Genomic DNA, 20,182 nt, shown 5'->3' with positions numbered 1-20,182 from the left:
GTGTCAGCTCCTGCGGTTGCCGCCGACCAGGGCCTTGCCGGCCGGGATGCGGATCTCGTAGCCGCCGTCGAGGGCGGTGGTCCCCCCGGCGGGCAGGTCCACCCGCCAGACGCGGGTGCCCGGGGCGTGGTGTTCCGGTCCGGCGCCGGCCTCGGGTGTCGTCCAGCCGGCGCGTTCCTCGATCCGGACGTCCGGATCGGAGGTGACGGGCACCCGCTCGTGGACCTCGACGGTGACGGGACCGGCGAGCCGGTTGGCCAGTTCCACGTGGACCTGGTGGTCGAGCACCGTGGTGTTGTTGCGCAGGCCCGAGGTCGACTCGCGCAGGTTCGTACGACGGGTGACCCGGACGCCCTCGGCGGGTCCGAGCCCCACCCGGCGGACCCCGCCGGGGGCGAGGGTGGGCAGGGCGGCGGTCAGCAGGAAGTCCTCACCGACGGTGACCTCCACCGGGCCGGCCAGCAGCGCCTGGTCGGTGGCGTTGGAGAGCACCAGCGTCGCGTACACGGTCTGCTCCACGGACGGCACGCACACGTACTCGGTGCGCAGACCGACCGGGATCTCCCCGACGGTGACGGTGTGCCAGGTGCCGTCCGACGGAATGTCGGCGCGGGCGGCGGCATCGAAGCGGTGGTCGAAGGAACCCGCCGACTCACGGGGCCGCACGGCGTGCCCGGGCAGCGGCAGCCCGCCCACCGCCTCGGCGCGGCGGCGGTGTTCGGCCGCCACCGGGTCGGCGGGGGAGCCGGGGAACAGCCGGCCCCTGCGACCGCCCTGCTCGGCGGCGCCGCACAGGACGAGGGCGGCGTAGTCGAGTTCGGCGCCGCTCGGCTGCGGAGGACCGGCCACCGGTTGCGGTTCCGGCGTCGGAGCCGGTGCGGGCGCCGGGGGAGCGGCCCGGCCGGGGGCCGCGGGAGCCGCGGGAGCGGGGGCCCCGCCGAAGGCCGCGCCGCCGCCCCGCGGCCTGCCCGCCGGCCGCGGGCGGGCAGGCTGGGCGAAAGCGGGCAGCGCGCCGCCGACGCCGTCCGCGACGGCGCCGTACGCGCCGCCGGGCACCGGGAGTGCGCCGTAGCCCTGCGGCGCGGGCGCGGCCGCAGTCGCCGGGGCGGGTGGTGGTGGCGGGGGCGGCGGTACGGGACCGGACGCGGAGCCGGCCCTGACGGCCGGGGGCGGGACGGTCACGGCAGCGCGGCCGGGGCCGGCCGCCTCGTAGCCGGTGAACAGGTCGGCGAGACCCGCCGGAGGCTCGCGCCAGCCGGACGGCGCGGGGGCGGCCTGCCGGCGCCCGATCCGGACCGAACGGAGCTTCGGCAGGTCGGTGCGGCGCCGCAGGTCGGCGGTGGCCAGCGCGATGCGCACACCGGTCCAGTCCTCGCCGGTGCGCTGGGCGACCGAGGCGCGCAGCACCAGACGGCCGTCGCCGTCGCCCTGACGGTGCGTGAGCCGGTACGCCGGTACCCAGACGGCTCCCGGAACCCCGTACTCCAACTCCAGCTCGACCTCCCCGGCGTCGCCCTCCGCGTCCCCCGTGGTGGCGAGGGTCAGGAGCGCGGAGACCGTGGTCTCCACGTGCGCCTGCGGAGCGTCGGTGGAGGCGCGGGCGAGCCGGTCCGCGGCGACGCCGAGCTCGTGCCCGGCGAGGCGCAGCGCGTCCTCCAGCTCGACGAGCCGGGCGTGCAGCGCCGTCAGCCGCCCTTCGGTGAAGTCGGCGAGCTCCAGCCACGCGTCGACCGGGGTACGGCGGTGCGGGGCCTCGGGGTCAGGGGCCGGGGGCACCGGCCGCAGGGCCCTGACCTCGTCGATCAGCACCTGTTGCCGGTCCCGGCGGCCCTGCGCCGCCGCGTACTCGTCGCGCAGCCGTTCGACCTCGCGCCGCAGGACATCGGGTGCGCCGCCGGTGCCGCGCGGGGCGGCCTCGACCTCGACCCGGGCCTCGGTCACGCGCACCCCGGGGGCGCCCAGCACACTCGCCCGAAGCGAGCCCGGGTCGAGCGAGCGGGGCAGCCCCATCACCCGTACCCGTCCGTCCGCCGGCACGCTGCCCCGGACCAGCCGGCGGCAGACCGCGCCCTGCGCGTACACCACGACCGAATCGAGGGTCGAACCCCACCGCTGTGCCGTCTCCGCCGTCATGAACCCCGCCCCCCGATGCGTCCGTGCCGATCGAAGCCTACGCCCGAGCGATCCGCGCGTCCGTGCCGAGTCCCGATGTCGGTGGCCTGTCGTACGGTCAGGGTGTGTGCACGTCCGACGAAGTCCGTGAAATCGCCCTCGCCCTCCCGGAGACGACCGAGAAGGAAGCCTGGGCCATGCCCACCTTCCGGGTCGCCGGGAAGATGTTCCTGACCCTGCCCGACGACGAGACGTCGCTGGCCGTCCGCTGCCCCAAGGAGGAACGCGACGAGCTGGTCCGCGCCGAGCCCGGGAAGTTCTGGGTCGCGGACCACGAGGCGTCCTTCGCCTGGGTACGGGCACGCCTGGCGGCCCTCGACGACACCGACGAGCTCCGCGCCATCGTCGTCGACTCCTGGCGCCAGGCCGCGCCGCCCGGCCTGCTCAAGGACCATCCCGACCTCGGGCCCCAGGGGCCGTCCTGAAGCCCCGGGCGGGGCCGCCGACGGCTCGTAGGGGCTCGCCGGGACGGGCGGGTACCGACGGGAGGGGGGATATGGAGAGACCATGGTCAGGTGCGAAACGTTCCGGGGCGTGATCAGCAGGCCGGCCGGCGTGCGCTGAGAGAGGCACTGGTCGGGGCCTGTGCCGACGCGGGAGCGTCCATCGGCATGCTCTACCTGCCCGACCCCGACCCCACCCGGCGCGTACTGCACCTGATGCTGGCCTCCGGGCTCTCCCGGGAGTTCGCGGCGCCCTGGTCCCGTGTCGCCCTGGACGACCCCATCCCCGTGGCCGACGCGGTCCGTGAGGGCCGGCTCGTCTGGCTCGGCGGCCAGGAGGACACGGCCCGCCGCTATCCGCGCCTCGGCCTCGTCCTCCCGTACGACTTCGCGCTCGCCGCCGCCCCCCTGACCGCCGGAGCCGCCGACCGGGCCGCCGAGCCCACCGGGGCCGGCCTGGTGTTCCTGTGGCCCGGCTCGCACGGGCCCGACCTCGACGAGCGGGAACGCAAGGCCCTGGAATCGGCCCGCAGCCTCATGGCGCGCATCCTGCTACGGGCCGCCGGCCAGGGCCGGCCGCTGCGGCCGGCACCGCATCCGGTCATCCTGCGACCGCTCCCCTCACCCACACCGGGCCCGGCCGAGGCGGCGGCCACCATGGCCTTCGTCCGGCGCCTCCCCGGAGGCAACTGCGCACTCGACCTGAACGGCACCATCACCTTCATCACCCAGGAGGCGGCCGACCTGCTCGGCGCGCCCGTCTCCGGCCTGCTCGGAGCCCTGCCCTGGGAGGCCCTTCCCTGGATGGACACGCCCGCCATCGAGAACCACTACCGGGCCACCGCGATGAGCCGGCTGCCCCGGAGCTTCACCGCCGAGCGCCCCACCGGACAGCAGCTGTGCTTCGAGCTCTACCCGGACAACACGGGGATCAGCGTCCGCATCACCGCGCTCGGCGACCGGGACGGCCCCCCGGCCCCCCTCCCGTCGGCGGACCCCGAGCAGTCCGCACCCAGCCGGGCCACCGCGCTCTACCCGCTCATGATGCTGGCCGTCACCCTCACCGAGGCCGCCCACGCGCAGGACGTCGTGGAGAAGGCCGCGGACCAGATCGTCCCGTCCCTGGGCGCCCACGCCCTCGCCATGCTGGCCGAGCAGGACGGGCGGGTGCGGATCGTCGGCCACCGCGGATACTCCGCCGAACACCTGGCGGCGCTCGACGGCACCCCCGTCTCGGCCGACACCGCCATCACCCACATCCTGCACACCTCCACCCCCCTGTTCTTCGGCGACGTGGGCGAGCTCCTGGCCGCCCACCCCGACGCGGTGGTCGAGGAGGGCATGGCCGCCTGGGCGTTCCTGCCCCTGATCGCCTCCAACCGCCCCATCGGCTCCCTCGTCCTCGCCTACGCGCACACCCGTGTCTTCGCCCCCGGCGAGCGCGCCGTCCTGACCTCGATCGCCGGGCTGATCGCGCAGGCCCTGGACCGCGCCCGCCTCTACGACGCCACCCACCAGCTCGCCCGCAGCCTGCAGACGGGCCTGCTGCCCCACACCCTGCCGCGCGTCCCCCGCCTCGAGGTGGCCGCCCGCTACCGTCCGGCCGCGCACGGCCTCGAGATCGGCGGCGACTTCTACGACCTCATCCGCATCGACGACACCACCGTCGCGGCCGCCATCGGGGACGTCCAGGGCCACAACGTGAACGCCGCCGCCCTCATGGGCCAGGTTCGAACCGCCGTCCACGCGGGCGCCGGAGCGCCCCCGGAAGAGGTGCTCGCCCGCACCAACCGGCTCCTGACCGACCTCGAACCCGGGCTGTTCACCAGCTGCCTGTACGCCCATATCGACCTCGCCGGCCACACGGTCCGGCTGGCCTCCGCCGGTCACCCGCCGCCCCTGCTGCGCCACCCCGGCGGGAAGACCGAGATGCTGAACCCGCCGGCCGGACTCCTCCTGGGCATCGAGCCCGGGGCCTCGTACACGGCCGTCGAGATCCCCTTCAGCCCCGGCACCCTCCTCGCCCTCTACACCGACGGGCTCGTCGAGGCCCCCGGCCGGGACATCGAGGACGCCATCGGCGCGGTCGCGGCCTTGATCGGCGACGCCCCCGAGCACCACCCGCTCGGGGACCTGGCGGACGAACTCATCGAGCACGCCCACCGCGACGGCCCCCGCCCCGACGACATCGCCCTGCTGCTGCTGCGCACCGAGGGCCCGGTCCCCGCCGCGTTCGCGCACCGCGTCTGAGCTTGTTCTTTATGGTCTGATCCGGTCGCGTTCGATGATGCTCTCGGGGCGCCGGACGGTTTTGCCCACGTCGTAGCGGGTGGCGGGCCTCTGGTTCTTTGAGCCGAGCGGGCGGCCGGGACCGGGCCGGGCGGGTTTGGGTGCACGGGGCCGGGCAGGGTAGGTGTGGGCGGAGGGTCCTGAACCCCCGCCGGACCCGGGCCGGGGTGAGTCTGTTCGGTTCCGCTGGCCGTTCCCAGGGCCGTCGGGCGTCCTCGGTGAGCGGCCGGGCGAGCCGTAGCCGGGTGTGCGCGACGATGATCAACCACGTCCACCGATCCGCCGCCTCTGGGGTGCAGAGCTTGGGCCGGGTCCAGCCGAGCGTCTGCTTGAACATCCGGAACGTGTGCTCCAGGTCGAAGCGCCGGAGGAACGCCTGTCAGCGCAGATCGACATCGGCACCGGTCATGCCGGTGGCGGAGGACCACAGCCACATTGGCACCGGGTCTCCGCCGGCTGGCAGACGGTCGACTGCCAGCCGGATCAACGTCCCCCCAGTGATGGGGAGTTCGGCGTCGTGGTCGATCCAGGCTGAGCGGGTGGTGAGGCGGGGGTGGATGCGGTCTCAGGCCGTCGCTTGCGCGGTGCCGTAGCGGTCGGTGACCTGGACGGTCGCCGTGTCGGGCCCGCCCCAGGTCTCGGGCTTGGCGAACCGGAACTCCTTGCCGTGCTTCGGAGGACGCCCTCCCTGGGGATAGGCCGAGGCATACTCCAACTGTGTTGGTGCTGGTCGGCGCACGACACGGTCCGAGCGCATCCGCCCCAGGACCTCGTCGGGCAGCCCGTCGAGAAGGTAGGCCATGCGCGGGGCGTCGAAGACGACGAGGTCCTCGACCACCCGGCGGACCTGGCGGGCGGTGACCTCGGCGACATCGTCCTCGGGGCCGAGTCGCACGGCGTCCAGCAGCTGGCACCAGGAGGTGCGGCCCGATTCGAGCGCGGCGACGAACGAGTACGGCCAGCCCGGGATCATCAGGTGCTGGTCCCGGCCGCGGCCGAAGGTGTGGCAGAACAGCCGGTCCGCACTGCACTCCGCATCGGGCCGCAGCCAGTTGGTCACGTCCACGGCCAGCAGGAGCCGGTCATCGGCTGCCTTGGGCTGGGGCAGCGCGGCCAGCGTCCGCCGCAGCCCGTCGATGTCGATGCGGCCGTGGTGCGGGCAGCGTAACGGCCCTGTGCCGTCCGCCTGCTGCCGTCACCGTCCCGCACGGCGCCCCCGTGCGGCGACAGGCAGTAGTGTCGTGCGTCCCCGTCGGTGCGCAGGAGTTCGCCGCACTGCGCCGCGTCCGGCAAGAGGCTGCTCAAGAAGTCCGGCGCCCGGCGCTGCGGGCGCTGACGTCGAGCCTGCTCTACAGTCCGGCACGCCTGCCAGGCCTTCGGGAGTTCGCCCTGCGTACCGGAGCCGTACCCGCCTGAGCCACCCGAAGCCCTCCCAGCGCCCGGGCACAGGCGCCGCACCGGCCCTGCGGGGTCGTGACCGCGGCCCCGCCACGTCCCGCATATCCCGTTGGAGGACGGGGCGGGGGTGCTGGTAGCGTCCGTCTGCTGATCGCCAGTCGGCGACACAGCGGTGTACAAGGGGGGAACAATGGCAACTCGTCGTGCCCTGCTGGCTTGTGCCGCAGCGCTGGCCGCCGGGAGTCTCGTTCTGGGCGGCACCACGGCCGCGCACGCGGACAGCGGAGTCACCGGCATCACGGTCCAGGAAGCTCACAACGACTGGACCAACAACGGCAAGATCGTCCTGTCCTTGACCGCGCCGAGCGCCGTCAAGAACGTCAAGGTCAGCCTGTACTCGATGGAAACCCAGCAGACCGTGGCCACGGTGGGGAACTTCGATCTGACCTCCGGCACCGCCGAGAACGGTACGTGGAAGAACCGCGGGCGCATCCAGTTGCCGGACCTGGGCAGTTACCGCATCGACGTGTCGGCCTCCGACGAGGGCGGCGACACGCTTTCCGCCGCCGGCGTGGGCTATTTCTACTACGCCGTGCAGACGAACATGAAGGACACGAAGGTCGACCGCACCACGGTCGACTACCAGCACCGCAGCGTCACCATCAGCGGTCACCTGATGGGCCAGTGGCCGGGTTCCGGCGCCATCACCCCGATGGGCGGGCTGACCGTGGCGGTCACCTCGTACATGGAGTACGCGGAGGTGACGACCGCGGCGGACGGCAGCTTCTCCGCCACGCTCCCGGTCACCGACCAATACCAGAACCGCATCGAGGCGGCCTTCCAGTACGACCCGAACCACGTCTTCTACAACCAGTCCTCCTCGAAGACCTTCCCGATCACGGTGAAGAAGACCGCCACCAAGATCGTCGAGACTCCGAGCGAGCGGAAGGTTCCGTTCAAGGGCACGGTGAACTCGACCAGCGCCACCCTGCTCTGGAACTCGCCCACCGGCTGGCAGCCGCTGGCCGGCAAGACGATGGGTTCCAACTCCTTCGGCGACTTCGTCCAGCGCACCACGGACGCCGGCGGCAACGCGCTCTTCCCGGCGACCCAGCCGCTCTGGAGCAACTCCTCGATCGCGGTCGGCTGGCACAGCGACGACCTGTTCCTGGCCGACGCCCAGGCGAGCGTCGACATCATGGTCGTGCAGCCCGCCGCGTTCCGGTTCCTCACCGCGACCCGCTCCGATGCCGCGACCGTGGAGGTCGGCGGCAGCATGGGGTTCGAAGGCAACTCGACGCCGGGCACGATCCCGGTGAACATCCAGTACTCCGCCACCGGCAAGGGCGGCTGGACCACCGTTGCCACCGTGCCGGACGCCAGGTGGAACGGTGAGGGCTTCGCCTTCTCCACCACCGCCCCGCAGGCAGGGGCGGGTTACTGGCGTGCGACCTACACCGGCGCGCCGCAGTTCGAGAACGCCGTGAGCCAGGTCGTGTACGTCGCCGCTCCCTGACGGCCCCGCGCGCCGGTCCGCAGCCCCCGCGGCCGGGGCCCGGTCCGCGAGCACGGCATGACGAAGGCCCCGCCTGCGGTTGGGTCGCAGGCGGGGCCTTCGCGCGTCCCGCTGGCCGGGGGCGGCGGCGCAGGACCTCAGAGGCCGAGGTCGGTGAAGAACTGGTAGCCGGCGGGGTCGCCGGCATCTGCCAGGCGAGGCCCTGGAGGAAGAAGCAGGCGATCAGACCTGGGGAGAGGTGGCGGTAGGACCGTGACCGACACCGAGCGGTACGGGACGGCGACCGCGCAGGACTGGGACCGGCTACACCCCGGCTGACCCGCCGGGCGGTATGGGGTGATCACGACGGCCCCTTGCCCATCATCGTGGGCACCGTGATCAGGTTGACGGTCGCGAAACTGCCCAGCGGCGGGGTGAACAAGCCCGTCTGGCTCTGGTGGGTCCGGCACCAGCGCCCGCCCCGAGGACGTAGACCGATGCTGGCAGGCCGTCCTGCGAAGGTTCGACGTGCAGCACACCTTCCGCCTGCTCGAGCAGACGCTCGGCTGGACCCGACCCAAGCTCCGGGACTCCGCCGCGGCCGACCTCTGGACCTGGCTCGTCCTGGCCGCCCACCCCCGACTTCGGCTCGCCCGGCCACCCACGCGCGACTTCCGTCGGCCGTGGGAACGGCCGGCAGAACCGAACAGACTCACCCCCGCCCGAGTCCGCCGGAGGTTCACGAGCCTCCGCGTGAAGACGGGCACTCCAGCCCGTGCACCGAAACCCACTCGACCGGGACCCGGCCGCCCACCCGGCTCGAAGAACCGGAGACCCGCCATCCGATACGACGTCGGACGCGTCCTCGCCACAGGCGAGTCGTACGCCCGACCCGCACATCACAAGGTCGGCACCAAACCTCGACGAATCGGCTAGCCGGCAAGCTCAGGCGTTTCACCACTCGCCGGTGCTACATCCGGCCTCCGGTGCGGTGAAGGCCACCAGGGGAAAGTCCTCGCTGAAGACCTCGACTCCGAGCTCGAAAACCGAAAGGCGCTGATGCACCGCCTGCGGACTGCGTCCCAGGGGGCCGGTGGGCACAGGCACCACACGGATCGTGCAGTTGGCGGACGAACTGACCCGCCCGACAGCCCAGTGGAGCCCGTCGGTGTCGGTCTGCTATCGCACTACATCGCCCTCGGCAACCCCATTCTGGAGAAACGGGATGTTCTGCACACACGCCGTGTCATTGCCGAGGGGCGTCGCCCACAGGTCCTCGGTGTCTTGGGGGAACCGTCCCTCGCGAGGGACGAACCGGAACCAGACCTATATCTTCTCGACCACGTTCTCCATGACGGCCATCATGCGCCGACCGTCAACGAGGCCTCGCACGGGTCTGAGCTGGAGATCAACCTCAGCCGTCACGGCATGGAGGTTAAGACGTCGTTTCTTTTGGTGCCTCGCGGGCCGAGCAGTGCAGGATACTGCTGTAGTGCTGTTGACGTGGATTGCTGAGGTGGCGGCCGAGCCCCTGGTCCTGGAGCCGGCTGACCGGCGGGTGGAGTGGGAGACCAACACCTGGTCGCTGAGTACGGCGGACGAGGACAGGATTTCGTTGTCCGTCGACGCAGTGGTGGCCGCCTTCGAGCGGACTGCTGCTGCCATCCAGGAACGCATTCGCGACCTGGGCTTTCCCGGCGTGGCGACGTTCTACGTGTGGCACGACGAACAGGCCGGGCAGCTTCGGTGCTCAACCGGTTCTGTGCCCCCGGATGCGTTGCCGTTCAGCGGCGCCTATGTGGCTTCCGACGACCTCGGTCCGGTCGTCGAGAGGTTTCTGGCTGTCAGCGAGACAGTCTCCAGCGCCTGGTCGGATCTGAACGACGTGCAGAGCGTCACGGTGAAGACCGAGACCGGGCCGGAGATCGTGCCGTTCGGTGTCTGGGTCGCCAGTGTCGGGGCCTCACGCTGACTGTTCCTACTCGTCCACGCGAACGAGTCTGCGGTGACAGATGAGGGCCGCGGCTATGCCGGCGAAGGCGAGGAAGTGTTCGGCCTTGCGCTCGTAGCGGCGGTGAAGCCGACGGCAGCCGACGAGCCAGGACACAGTCCTCTCAACAACCCAATGGTGGCGGCCGAGCCGCTGCGAGGACTCGATGCCGCGGCGGGCGATGCGGTGGCGGATGCCGCGCTTGCGGAGCCATCGGCGCAGGTGATCGGAGTCGTAGCCCTTGTCGGCATGTAGTTTCGCCGGTCGTCGCCGCCGTGGGCCGCGGTGTGAGCGGATCGGCGGGATGCCCCGCACGAGCGGTTCAAGACCTTGACTGTCATGCATGTTCGCACCGGAGATACCCAGCGACAGCGGCAGCCCGTTCCGGTCGGTGAGCAGATGAATCTTCGATCCCAACTTGCCTCGATCAGTCGGATTCGGTCCCGTCAGAGGCCCCCGTTTGCAGCCCGCATGCTGACGGAGTCGATCGCGCAGCGCGACCAGTCGAGTTCTTCGCGGGCGCCGAGTTCGTCGAGGATGACGCGGTGGAGCCGGGCCCAGACCCGGGCCCGGCTCCACTGGGCAAAGCGTCGGTAGACCGTCTGCCAGCTCGGGCCGAACACCGGCGGAAGCTGCCGCCACGTGCAGCCCGAGGTCGCCACGAAGATGATCGCGGCCAAGGCTTCGCGGTCACCAGCTCGACGCCGGCCGCCGCCCTGCGGGCGTATGGCCTCTGTAGGAGGTACCACCCGCCGGAACAGCACCCACAACTCGTCCGGCACCAGCCGCTCAACCAGATCCGTCATGCACGGTTCAACGAACGATCACGCCAAAAGAAACAACGTCTAAGGACAAGCTGAGGACGCGCGACTTCAGAGTTCGACGGTCCAGACCCCCACGGGTTGGTCGTCGGGCGCCAGCCACAGGCGGGGCTGTGACGCCTGGTGGTCCCGGCCGGCCTGCTCCTCCCAGTGGCAGCGCCCACCCGCGTCGGGCCAGGGCACCTGCAGGAACGGGAGCGGGGGCGTTGGTAGATCCTGGTCGCCCGTCCGAAGAAGGTCCGGTACCAGCGCGTGTCGACGCTCCTGAGCCGTACCGGCCCGCCGTCCAGCACGCCCCGGTGTTCCCGACCGTCCTCCAACGAGGCGCCGGCGCCGGCCAGGTCGCCGAGCACGTTGAGCATGCGGTGCATCTCGTGGACATCACGTCCGAACGTGCTCAGTTCAGGGGCGCCGTACGTGTGGGCGAGACCGATCGTGTAGGCGAACCCGGGGCCCACCTCGTCCTCGGGGACCATGACCACGTGCCAGCCGTGCGCCCGCACGTTGCCGATGATGAGCTCGTCCACCCGGTCCGCCTCGGCGCGGTCGCCGTAGTCGTGGCAGAGGACGCAGCGGCAGTGGAAACGATCACGGACCATGCGGAGAGGCTAAGTGTCCCGCGCGGCGCGCGGCTCGGCGGGGGCGCCGGGTCGTCATTTTCGGCCAATTCTCGGCACGGTGCTGACATGCTCCTGACAGTTCAAGGCGGCTGTGGGACTCTCCCGGCACGCACTCCGCACACTCTGTGAGGCCCCACGCCTCGCCCACCCCCACCAGTACGTGGCATGGAGGAGCGAACCATGAGGCACATCACGCACGGCACCCGTATCTCACGCCTCGCCGGTATCGCGACGCTGGTCGTCGCGGCGGCATTCACCGGCACCGGCACGGCCCTCGCGCACAGCACCGGCGCCTCGGCCGTCGACCAGAAGGTCGACGGCGTGATGGTGGTCGCCGGCAACAGCTGTAGCTGGACCAACGCGAGCACCAGCGCCGTCCCCCCGAACGCCCTCACCGTCGACCGCACGACGATCAACACGCCGGGCGGCAACCTGGCCTGCGGCGGCGGCATCGCCGCCACGCTCAACAACAACCCCGCCTTCACCTTCGACGACGCCGCCGGCACGGCGCGGACCGACCTGATCGACATCACCGGCAGGCAGAGCTTCATCTCCTGCCGCTACAAGGCGACGGGCATCGTGTGGGACCGCGACGCGACGAGCCGGAAGTACATCAACCGGTCCTTCACCGCCGCCAAGACCTCGGGCAGCTTCCTGTGCCCGGGATCGGTCACCACCCCGGCCGGGGACGCGTCCATGCTGTTCCACTGAACCGGAGCCCGGCCGCAGTCCGGACCGGTCCGGGCCGGGTGGACGCGTCCGGCCTGCGGCCGGGCCCGTCCACCCGACTTGCGAGGATGGGCACATGACCCGTCTCCTCCACCTGGACCGCACCCTCGACGAGCTCGACGGACCGCCGTGGCCTGCGCCGCGAACGCCTCGGCGACCTGACCCTGGCCTGGGCGCTCCTCGCGGACCTGCCGGAGGAGGAGCCGGCCGAGCCAAGGGTCTACGGGCCGGCCGGGCGGCGGAGTTGAGCAGCCGGGTTCAGTGCTGTTCGGTGCGGGCCCCGGCCAGGGAGTTCAGCAGGGCCGCGCCCCGCTCGGCGTCGTCCACGCTGACCGCGAAGTCCTTGCCCTTGGCCCGGACCACCAGGCACGCGCCGCTGCGCAGCATCACCGTCGTGCCCAGCCCGCTGAGCCGGTAGCCCCAGCCGCCGACCTGCGCCGGCGTGCGGTTCTCCGCCCGCGCCCACTCGATGTCCGCCGCGTCCCAGCGCCGCACCGGCCACCCGAGGGGCCCGAACGCCACGTCCATACCGCGCTCCGTGACCCGTACGCTCACCGAGGAGCAGGCCAGCACGGACACCGAGGCGAACAGCAACGGCACGGTCAGCAGCCACATCGGCGCCGCTGGACCGCCGAACCCGATCAGCGGTGCGGCCGACGCGCCCACCCCGATGACGGCCGCGAGCAGGTACAGCCACCGGTTCCCCGTGGAGGCGAGCCACACGCGGCGCTCACCTGCGGGAATGTCCATCCGAGGGCCCTGCCCCCGGGCGGCGGAGGACGCGCGCCGACCGCTCATCAGCACCCCCACCAGCCCGGCCGCTACCGCCGCCACGACCGTGACCACGGCCCCGACGGTGACCGGGTCCGCGTCGTGCCAGTCCGTGTGGGAGAGGTTCGCGCGCACGATCGAGACCTGCACCCCGGCCAGCAGCACCCCGCACGACACCAGCACCGCCCCACGCCACCTGCGGGCCGCACGCCAGAACACCGCAACCGCGACGAGCACGATCCAGATCGCGGCCGGCACCAGCACCACCGCCCAGAGCGGCTGCGAACCGTTCGGCTCCCCGGAGGCGTTCCAGTGCGTGGCCAGCTGTTCCCCGAACCCCTTGCGCGCCGCCGGCGGCAGCAGCACCAGCAGCGCGAGGATCCCGGCCGCCCAAGCGGCCGTCCCCCACACGGGCCCGCTCCCCGACCCCGTTAAGCCGCTGCGTCCACGCTCTCCGCGATCCTTGTGCCCACTCACTGCGCCTCCTTGATCATTTCTATGAGATCGGCCCTGCCGTATCCCAGGCGCGCCCCGTCGGCCACCAGTTCCCGCACCCGCTCCAGCAGCGCCGACCGCCCGTCCGCCCCACCGGCCACGGTGACCCCGCGGCCGCGCCGGAACTCCAGCAGCCCCTCGTCACGCAGCGCGCGCAGCCCCCGCAGGACGGTGTTGGCGTTGACGCCCAGCGCCTGCGACAACTCCCGCGCCGACGGCAACCGGTCACCCGGCCCGCATTCCCCCTCGGCGATCGCACGCCGGACGGCCCCGGCCACCTGCTCGTGCAGGGGGCGGTTGTCCGCGATGTTCAGCCTCAGCAACATGGTGCCAATGACGCTAGCACCATCTGCTTCATCTGGCACCTGTCGTGATCGGGATGCGCCCGGTGGTGTCGGCCGGCCGTGAAGAGCGGGCTCCGGCGTCGAACCGGAGGGCGGGGTCCCTCGTGTGAGGGTCATGAACACGCCTTCCGCCGGCCTCCGCGCGAGAGCCTCCGAGTACGCACTCCTGCCGCTGCGCCTCTTCCTCGGCGTCACCTTCGTCTACGCCGGTCTGGACAAGCTGACCGATCCGGCGTTCCTGTCCGCCACCGGCGACGGTTCGATCGGCCAGCAGATGGAAGCCGTGCGGGACGCCGCGGGCATTCCTGCGCTGATCGACTTCTCCCTGACCCAGCCGGTCGCCTTCGGCATCGCGATCGCCGCCGGCGAGCTGGCCGTCGGCCTGGGCGCCCTGGCCGGGCTGCTGACCCGGATCGCGGCTCTCGGCGGTGCGCTGATCTCGCTCAGCCTGTGGCTGACCATGAGCTGGTCGACCACCCCGTACTACTTCGGCGCGGACGTGATCTACCTGCTGGCCTGGACCCCCCTGATCCTCGCCGGTGCGCCGGCCCTGTCCCTCGACGCCCTGATCCACCGGCGGCGCGGTGCCACCGCCCGGGTGGCTACCGACTCCGGCGCGACCGCGACGCCCGTCGGAACCCGCGCGGGTGCCCGGCGAGCCCGGGGCCGGGCCCGGGCCCGGGTCAGTCCGTGATCCGTACCGGCGGCCGGACCGCCTCCGTCCGAACATGACGGAGCCCCCGCTCCACCGGACCAGGAGAGGGGGCTCCGTTCGATCGGGAACGGCTCAGAGAGCGCTCTTCGACGCGCTGTCGACGACGCATTCCTTGTACTCGCTGCCGTCGCCCTTGCCGGTGTACGCCGTGGTCGCCTCGGCCTGCTTCGACGCGCCCGCCTTGACCGTGAGCGCGGCGACCTTGGCCTGGGCGGGGGTCGCCGCCGAGGTGGCGCTCCCGCGGAACTTCATGGTGATGTTGTACGTGTAGTCCACCGAGCCGCTGTTGGTGACGGTGATCTTGGCGACGAGGTTCTTGCCCGACGCGTCCATCTTGCACGCGTCGATCTTGATGTCGCGCTCGGCCTTGTTGTTGCCGGATCCACCGGTGACCGAGGAACCGCTCGTGCTGCTGCCGGTGCTACCGGTGCTGCCGCTCGTGCTGTCGCTGCCGTGGCTGCCGCCGCTGGAGCTGCTGGAACCACTGGAGCCCGAACCGGAACTGTGGCTGCCACCACCGCAGCTGCCGCCGTGGGAACCACGGGCTCCGGTGAGTGCGAAGATTGCGATACCGAATACGGCTACCGCGCGGACATGGCGAAGCTTCACGTCAACCCCGTTGGAATATCAGTATGTGAGAGGCCCGGCTTGATGGGCGCATGACACCCTAACAGCGGATGTGCGGCCCTCGGTCCACCCGTCTGCCGCGTGTCCCGTGAGGGGCGCTGCACGGCCCGTCACATGGGTGTGGGCTGCAACTACTTGGGTGTGACCCCGCCCTGGCGCTCGTTCGTGTGCACCGTAACAGGGCGGTACGACAGTGCCGTCGGCACTCACGCCACCGGTCACGTCGAGGACCTTCGTCGAAGTCGCCCCGATGGCAAGCCCCTTGACGCCTACGGACCGACACCGCACCACAGACCCGTTGCAGTCGTACAGTCGGAGCCCGTGGCCGTCGGCGGGCTCGATCGCCTAACCGGGCTGGGGAGGGCCCGACCGGCGCGGCAGTTCGTCGTGGAGCAGGCGGCCGGCCAGTGCGCCGCCGAAGACGACGACGCCGATGCCCACGAGCCAGGTCTGGATGACGAGGACGGTTCCGAAGGGGCCGTACGTGACGGCACTGGAGGCGATCAGCGGTGAGAAGACGAGCCGGGAGAAGATCCGCAGCCCGAGCAGCGCGACCATGGTGGCGACCGCCCCGGGCAGGAGAGCGGTCCATGCCACCCGGCCGCCGAGCAGCAGCCGCTGGGACCACCAGAAGAACAGAGTGCCGATCGCCACCGTGACGAACCCGCGGGCCGGAGACTCGCGCCAGGGTGGTGTGATGGCAGACAGGTACAGGACGCCGACCAGCACGGCGAGCCACACCACATGCCGCCACCTGGCCCACCAGCGGGCCGGAGGCAGATCCCAGATCCTTTCGTAGCCGCTTTGCAGCATGGTCCCGAAGGACAGGCCGAACACGGTGAGCACGGCCAGGCCGAATGCCGTCGTGGTCCGCCATGCCTGGCCGGGCAGAGCGAAGAGCCGGTCGATTTCCGCCCTGGCGGCCGGCGACACGCCGAGCCCGTCTCCCAGCCATTGCGCGAACCCCTGCCCGGTGGCGGTGTCCGCCGCGGACACGACGATCAGCAGCGGCACCAGGGTCAGGAACCCCAGCGCCGAGAACCCCAGGGAGCGCTGCCACAGCTCGACGTCCCGTACGCGTCCCCAGTGGCGTCCGGCCCGCGCACGGCGTACCGCGCTGCGTATCCGTCCGACGGGCGACAGCCCACTGGATCCACCCGACCCGATCATGTCGCCGGGTCACGCTCGTACGAGTCGTCGAGAGCGATGTTCTGCGGCTGGGAGCGAGGGGCCGGGGGTGAGGTGACGATCATGGCCGCTCCAGGTGTCGCTCCTACGATAGGACTCTCGTGTCGGGGAATCCATCGTCACGGCTTCCGCCCCGGTCGGCCTGGTCCTGGGGGTCGGCCTAGTCCTGGGGTGTCACCACGGTGAAGAGGGCCCCCTCGGGATCGGCGAGGACGACCGACCGGCTCGTGGTCGACGTCTGTACGGCCGACGCGATTCTGCCGCCCAGCCGGAGCGCGGCCTCGACCACGGCCTCCAGGTCGGGCACACGGAAGTGGACGTGCCATCGGGGACGGACCTCGGGGTCCGGTGCCTGTTCGAGCGCGCCGCCGCTGATGCGGGCCACGGTGTCGCGCCCGTGGCGCAGGACGACGTGGGCGTGCTCGTACGAGACCGCGCAGCAGCCGGGACGCGAGCCGGCCCAGTCGAGGACCTCCCCGTAGAAGATGGCGGCCGCGAACGCGTCCCGCGTCCGCAGTTCCAGCCAGGCGGGTGCACTGCCACGGCCGACCGACCAGTCGGGGACGACCTCGCCCTGCCAGAAGCCGAAAACGGCCCCGGCGGGGTCCGCCGCCAGGGCGATGCGGCCGGTGCCGAAGGCCACGGGGCCGACCGCCATGGTGGCGCCGCGTTCGAGGACCCGGGCGGCGGTCACGTCGGCGTCCTCGACGGCGAAGTACGGCGTCCACAGCACCGGGGCGCCGGTGCTCCCGGCGAGTGCGCCGATGCCCGCCACGGGGGCCCCGTCACGGAAGGCGACCATGATGCCGCCGCCGAGGTGGGTGGGGCGGAAGTCCCAGCCGAGCACCCCGGCGTAGAACCGCTGTGAGGATTCGAGATCCCGGGCCAGCAGACTCACCCAGCACGGGGAACCGAAGATCTCGTGGCTCGAAGTCGACACAGCTGTCAGCCTCATCTGCCGTTGACGGGGGACGGGACCCTTCCACCGTAGACCGGGCGACGGCGCTGGGCCGCGAGGCGCGGTTCGAACCGGGCGGTGTCCCTCCTCGGCCGTGCTGCGGGCCTCGAACGGCCCGCGCCGGTGTTTGGCCGGCGGGAGGGCGGGCAGCCGCGTCAACACGGAGGGCCCCACGAAGGCGGTCCGGCGTGTCGCGGTGCGGTCCGTGGCCGGTCGGTCGGGAACGCGACGTGACGGGTCACCCCTACCGGGAGGAGTTGTTTCGCGTGACTGAGCATGTGTGGAGCTTCCGGCCGGCATCGGGTCACCTGACCTGGGCCGATCTCACCGGCTACAGGGTCGAGGCGACCGACGGCCCCATCGGGAAGGTCGACAAGCACTCCTACGACGTGGGTGATGCCTACCTCGTCGTCGACACCGGAGTGTGGGTCTTCGGCAAGGAGGTCCTCCTCCCGGCGAGCACCGTGTCCCGGATCGACCTCGAGGAGGAGAAGGTCTACGTGAACGCCGACAAGGAGCGGATCAAGAACGCCCCCGAGTTCCACCGGGACAAGCACCTGCAGGACGCCGGCTACCGGGAGGAAGTCGGCAGCTACTACGGCATCACCTGGCTGCCCGGCGAAGGGCCGGTCGGCAGCCACCGCGGATGAGTTGCAGGGCCGCGACGTGAAGGAATTCACGGTCGCCGGAAATAAGCGGGACTGGAACCGGTAAAGGCGGATTTCGAGGGTAGACGCCGTATGAGACGCCCCGGCGGATCCAACTGTTCCGTCGAATTCCGAAGTGAGAACGAGGACGCCATGATTCTTGTCGGGCTAATTCTACTGGTCGTCGGATTCCTCACCGGGATCTCCATCCTGTGGACGATCGGGATCATCCTGCTCGTAGTGGGTGCGGTGCTGTGGATCCTGGGCTCGGTCGGGCACGCAGTCGGTGGCCGACGCCACTACTACTGACCGTCGGCCCTTCGCCGTACGAGGGACGCCGGGGCTCGGACTTCGGCCCTCGGAATTCCGGTCGGGTGAAAGACGTACGCAGTACCCCTATTCGTTTCGATTCACCAGGGAGTGATCAGCTGTGTCGGACAAGGAGAAGAGCCGCGCCAAGGCCGAGCAGGCCAAGGGAAAGCTCAAGGAGACCGCAGGACGCGCGGTGGGCAACGAACGCCTGACCACGGAGGGCCGGGCCGAAAAGGCCAAGGGCGACGCCCGTCAGGCCAAGGAGAAGATGAAGGATGTCTTCAAGCGCTGACCGCGCACCAGCGTCTGCGCCGAGGTCCCGCACCCGTCACGGGTGCGGGACCTCGGCACATGCGCGGCGGTACCGTCCGTGACGGCGGATGCATGGAACCGCGATACGTGTGAACGTGGGACGGCAAGGTTTCCGCGGGTGCGTGCGGCATCGGGGCGCTCACCTCGAACGCGGCCACCTGTATCGATCTGAACCAGGGAGCGATGGGCGGCGGCGGATGCGAAGCGTGGGCGTGGAAGAAGAGCTGTTGCTGGTGGACGCTGCCACCGGTGAGCCGCTGGCCGTGTCGGGCGCGGTCCTGGCGGCGGCGGACCACTGCACGGGGGAGTGCTCCAAAGGAGGGGGAGCGAAGGAGCACGTCTTCGAGAAGGAGCTCCAGAGGGAGCAGGTGGAGTTCGGCACCAAACCGGTGACGGAGATGGGCGAGCTCCATGAGGAGATCGTCCGGTGGCGCACGGAGGCGGCCCGGCACGCGGCGTCCGCCGGAGCCCTCGTGGCGGCCCTCGGCACCTCCCCCCTGCCCGTGCGGCCCTCGCGCAGCGCCGGGCAGCGCTACGAGTGGATCGCCGAGCAGTTCGGCCTGACCGCGCAGGAGCAGCTGACCTGCGGATGCCACGTCCACGTCGCGGTCGAGTCGGACGAGGAGGGCGTGGCCGTCCTGGACCGGATCCGCCCCTGGCTCGCCGTACTGATGGCGATGAGCGCGAACTCACCCTTCTGGCAGGGCACGGACAGCGGGTACGGAAGCTACCGGAGCCGGGTGTGGAACCGATTGCCCTCGGCCGGGCCCGTGGACGTCTTCGGGTCCGCCGACCGCTACCACGAGCAGGTCCGCACGATGGTGGGCACCGGCGTGCTGCACGACGAAAGAATGATCTACTTCGACGCCCGCCTTTCGGCCGTCTATCCCACGGTGGAGATCCGGGTCGCGGACGTCTGCCTGGAGGCGGGGACGACGGTGCTCCTGGCCGCCCTCGTCCGCGCGCTGGTGGAAACGGCCGCCCGGGCCTGGCGGGCCGGGGAACCGGCGCCCCGGATCGATACCGGCCTGCTGCGACTGGCCGGCTGGCGGGCCGGGCGGTCGGGGCTGGACGGACCGCTGCTGCACCCACTGACGATGCAGGAGACCGCTCCCGCCGCCGCCGTACGGGCCCTCCACGAGTACGTCCGCCCGGCGCTCGTCGATCACGGCGACGACGAACGGGTGAACGCGGAGATCGCCACCCTCCTGGAACGGGGCAACGGCGCCCGCGTCCAACGCGCCTTGCTGGCCGAGCGCGGAGATCTCGCCGGCGTGGTCCTCGGCTGCGCGGACACGACGACGGCCACCCCCGCCTTCTGAGGCCTTCCGCCGCTCGGCCGGCCGCTCAGTCCGCCGCTCAGTCCGCCGCGGTGTAGCGGACCCGTGCCCAGAGGGGGAGGACGAACCAGCACAGGAGGTACCAGGCCAGGACTCCCGCGACCAGCCACGGCACGACGGCGTTGTCGGTGGCCACCCGCAGCACGAGGAGGAGGGCGCACGTGCAGGTGGCCAGGAGCAGGATCAGTCCGGTGAAGGTCAGACGCGAGGCCCATGCGACCGCCTCGGGTTTGATCCGGCGGCCCGACACGATGCGGTGGAAGGAGACGGGCCCGATCAGCGCCCCCGTCGCCAGCGCGCCCAGCACCACGGTGACGATGTAGATCACCTTGTCGGTCTCGGGCAGGCTCTGGAAGTGCGGGGTGAAGGCGACGGTCAGCAGGAAGCCGAAGAGGATCTGCACACCCGTCTGCGCGACGCGGATCTCCTGGATGAGCTCCTGCCACTGCCGGTCCGCGCGCTCCTCCACGCTCTCGCTCCGCCCGTCCCGGGCATCGTGCGCCATGAGGCCTCCCT

At 71.5% G+C, this 20,182-nt stretch carries 18 protein-coding genes and 4 pseudogenes; 11 read left to right on the top strand and 11 right to left on the bottom strand.

The window, feature by feature from the left end; translation table 11 throughout:
* Positions 1–3 precede the first annotated feature (3 nt).
* Entirely contained in the window at positions 4–2,133 is a 2,130-nt protein-coding gene (locus JYK04_RS03015) for a DUF4139 domain-containing protein (RefSeq protein ID WP_189743630.1), read from the bottom strand.
* A gap of 104 nt (positions 2,134–2,237) precedes the next feature.
* Between JYK04_RS03015 and JYK04_RS03010 the strand changes: the two genes are divergently transcribed.
* Together JYK04_RS03010 and JYK04_RS03005 are read left to right on the top strand one after the other, a co-directional pair.
* Positions 2,238–2,597 carry an MmcQ/YjbR family DNA-binding protein gene (locus JYK04_RS03010; protein ID WP_189743629.1) on the top strand — a complete coding sequence of 120 codons (360 nt, stop codon included), beginning with the start codon at positions 2,238–2,240 and terminating at the stop codon, positions 2,595–2,597.
* A gap of 90 nt (positions 2,598–2,687) precedes the next feature.
* Complete coding sequence (locus JYK04_RS03005) at positions 2,688–4,865, top strand: SpoIIE family protein phosphatase (RefSeq protein ID WP_229876468.1); 2,178 nt, start codon at positions 2,688–2,690, stop codon at positions 4,863–4,865.
* Positions 4,866–4,874: 9 nt separating this feature from the next.
* Here JYK04_RS03005 and JYK04_RS03000 read toward each other — a convergent pair.
* Positions 4,875–6,054, bottom strand: a pseudogene (locus JYK04_RS03000) (transposase); the annotation flags it as partial.
* 438 nt (positions 6,055–6,492) lie between these two features.
* Here JYK04_RS03000 and JYK04_RS02995 point away from each other — a divergent pair.
* Both JYK04_RS02995 and JYK04_RS40965 read left to right on the top strand, forming a co-directional pair.
* Positions 6,493–7,818 (top strand): hypothetical protein, encoded by a 1,326-nt coding sequence (locus JYK04_RS02995; protein WP_189743627.1) that lies wholly within the window; start codon positions 6,493–6,495, stop codon positions 7,816–7,818.
* A gap of 249 nt (positions 7,819–8,067) precedes the next feature.
* A pseudogene (locus tag JYK04_RS40965) lies at positions 8,068–8,733 on the top strand (NF041680 family putative transposase); the annotation flags it as partial.
* An 18-nt stretch (positions 8,734–8,751) separates the two neighbouring features.
* Here JYK04_RS40965 and JYK04_RS02990 read toward each other — a convergent pair.
* Positions 8,752–9,162, bottom strand: a pseudogene (locus JYK04_RS02990) (DUF4265 domain-containing protein).
* Positions 9,163–9,289: 127 nt separating this feature from the next.
* Here JYK04_RS02990 and JYK04_RS02985 point away from each other — a divergent pair.
* The gene (locus JYK04_RS02985) at positions 9,290–9,769 is read left to right on the top strand and encodes a hypothetical protein (protein WP_229876462.1); all 480 of its coding nucleotides are present in this window, start codon (positions 9,290–9,292) and stop codon (positions 9,767–9,769) included.
* 6 nt (positions 9,770–9,775) lie between these two features.
* Here JYK04_RS02985 and JYK04_RS02980 read toward each other — a convergent pair.
* A protein-coding gene (locus tag JYK04_RS02980; protein WP_373297484.1) for an IS5 family transposase occupies positions 9,776–10,593 on the bottom strand; the annotation gives its coding sequence in 2 pieces (ribosomal slippage) (positions 9,776–10,239 and positions 10,239–10,593; 819 coding nt in all).
* Positions 10,590–11,084 carry a DUF4262 domain-containing protein gene (locus JYK04_RS02975; protein ID WP_229876508.1) on the bottom strand — a complete coding sequence of 165 codons (495 nt, stop codon included), beginning with the start codon at positions 11,082–11,084 and terminating at the stop codon, positions 10,590–10,592. The genes JYK04_RS02980 and JYK04_RS02975 overlap by 4 nt, the downstream gene beginning before the upstream one ends.
* Before the next feature lie 324 nt (positions 11,085–11,408).
* Between JYK04_RS02975 and JYK04_RS02970 the strand changes: the two genes are divergently transcribed.
* Positions 11,409–11,939: a hypothetical protein gene (locus tag JYK04_RS02970; RefSeq protein ID WP_229876460.1), complete on the top strand. Its 531-nt coding sequence runs from the start codon at positions 11,409–11,411 to the stop codon at positions 11,937–11,939.
* A 276-nt stretch (positions 11,940–12,215) separates the two neighbouring features.
* Here the strand turns inward: JYK04_RS02970 and JYK04_RS02965 are convergent, their stop codons facing one another.
* Together JYK04_RS02965 and JYK04_RS02960 are read right to left on the bottom strand one after the other, a co-directional pair.
* Positions 12,216–13,139, bottom strand: a complete 924-nt coding sequence (locus tag JYK04_RS02965; protein ID WP_189743622.1) for a DUF1648 domain-containing protein — start codon at positions 13,137–13,139, stop codon at positions 12,216–12,218.
* A gap of 62 nt (positions 13,140–13,201) precedes the next feature.
* Positions 13,202–13,549: a GntR family transcriptional regulator gene (locus tag JYK04_RS02960; protein WP_189743621.1), complete on the bottom strand. Its 348-nt coding sequence runs from the start codon at positions 13,547–13,549 to the stop codon at positions 13,202–13,204.
* A 133-nt stretch (positions 13,550–13,682) separates the two neighbouring features.
* Here JYK04_RS02960 and JYK04_RS02955 point away from each other — a divergent pair.
* A pseudogene (locus tag JYK04_RS02955) lies at positions 13,683–14,150 on the top strand (DoxX family protein); the annotation flags it as partial.
* A gap of 204 nt (positions 14,151–14,354) precedes the next feature.
* Here the strand turns inward: JYK04_RS02955 and JYK04_RS02950 are convergent.
* From JYK04_RS02950 to JYK04_RS02940, 3 genes are all read right to left on the bottom strand, one after another.
* Positions 14,355–14,891 (bottom strand): hypothetical protein, encoded by a 537-nt coding sequence (locus tag JYK04_RS02950; RefSeq protein ID WP_189743617.1) that lies wholly within the window; start codon positions 14,889–14,891, stop codon positions 14,355–14,357.
* 363 nt (positions 14,892–15,254) lie between these two features.
* Positions 15,255–16,079 (bottom strand): YihY/virulence factor BrkB family protein, encoded by an 825-nt coding sequence (locus tag JYK04_RS02945; protein ID WP_189743615.1) that lies wholly within the window; start codon positions 16,077–16,079, stop codon positions 15,255–15,257.
* 178 nt (positions 16,080–16,257) lie between these two features.
* Positions 16,258–16,986, bottom strand: coding sequence for a VOC family protein (locus tag JYK04_RS02940; RefSeq protein WP_229876505.1), 729 nt, complete (start codon positions 16,984–16,986; stop codon positions 16,258–16,260).
* Between the two features lie 335 nt (positions 16,987–17,321).
* Here JYK04_RS02940 and JYK04_RS02935 point away from each other — a divergent pair, with 335 nt between their 5' ends.
* From JYK04_RS02935 to JYK04_RS02920, 4 genes are all read left to right on the top strand, one after another.
* Positions 17,322–17,705: a PRC-barrel domain-containing protein gene (locus JYK04_RS02935; RefSeq protein WP_189743611.1), complete on the top strand. Its 384-nt coding sequence runs from the start codon at positions 17,322–17,324 to the stop codon at positions 17,703–17,705.
* Between the two features lie 150 nt (positions 17,706–17,855).
* Positions 17,856–18,011: a DUF6131 family protein gene (locus JYK04_RS02930; RefSeq protein WP_189743609.1), complete on the top strand. Its 156-nt coding sequence runs from the start codon at positions 17,856–17,858 to the stop codon at positions 18,009–18,011.
* Between the two features lie 121 nt (positions 18,012–18,132).
* Positions 18,133–18,306: a CsbD family protein gene (locus JYK04_RS02925; protein ID WP_078909548.1), complete on the top strand. Its 174-nt coding sequence runs from the start codon at positions 18,133–18,135 to the stop codon at positions 18,304–18,306.
* Positions 18,307–18,523: 217 nt separating this feature from the next.
* Entirely contained in the window at positions 18,524–19,648 is a 1,125-nt protein-coding gene (locus JYK04_RS02920) for a glutamate--cysteine ligase (protein WP_189743608.1), read from the top strand.
* Positions 19,649–19,685: 37 nt separating this feature from the next.
* On the opposite strand, the gene JYK04_RS02915 is transcribed toward JYK04_RS02920, so the two are convergent.
* Complete coding sequence (locus JYK04_RS02915; RefSeq protein WP_189743606.1) at positions 19,686–20,171, bottom strand: DUF6328 family protein; 486 nt, start codon at positions 20,169–20,171, stop codon at positions 19,686–19,688.
* Positions 20,172–20,182 lie beyond the last annotated feature (11 nt).

It is taken from the genome of Streptomyces nojiriensis (assembly GCF_017639205.1).
Classification (GTDB): Bacteria; Actinomycetota; Actinomycetes; order Streptomycetales; family Streptomycetaceae; genus Streptomyces; species Streptomyces nojiriensis.
The sequence above is the reverse complement of the archived record's forward strand: the minus strand, read 5'-3'. Positions and strand labels throughout refer to the sequence as shown.